Below are 419 nucleotides of genomic sequence, written 5' to 3'. Positions count from 1 at the left end.
GAAGCCGAGGTGAGAATCGGGCAGAGTGAAGATGGAATATGTGCTCGCTATAACGCAAAAAGAAAAGTGATAGAACTGTATTATAAATTTGATGGTTATGACTTTGAGGATGCAGCAAAGACAGTGGTGTCTCGCTATCACTCAATAGGTAAGTCCTATTTATTCTTTAGTTCACAAAAGCAAATGGAACAGGCAATACAATTGTTGTTTGATGAGTGGCATTTAACTTGTGAGGAAATTAAAGAGCCGAAAAATGTTTTTGGTAATAAAAATTTACCAGAGGCTTTCTTGAATACGCCATTTAGGGGGGCGAGTTTTCCTGTTGATGAGGCTCAATCACTACGTTCATCTAATGCGCCACTACCAGAACAGCGCTACTTTGAATCCCTGATTCAAGACGAGTAACCCTTGGCTTATTT

General features: G+C 39.6%; 1 pseudogene. It reads left to right on the top strand.

The window, feature by feature from the left end:
- A pseudogene (locus TW84_RS23170) lies at positions 1-405 on the top strand (hypothetical protein); the annotation flags it as partial.
- Positions 406-419: the final 14 nt, after the last annotated feature.

The organism is Vibrio neptunius (genome assembly GCF_000967495.1).
In the GTDB taxonomy this organism is placed as follows: Bacteria; Pseudomonadota; Gammaproteobacteria; order Enterobacterales; family Vibrionaceae; genus Vibrio; species Vibrio neptunius.
The sequence above is the reverse complement of the archived record's forward strand: the minus strand, read 5'-3'. Positions and strand labels throughout refer to the sequence as shown.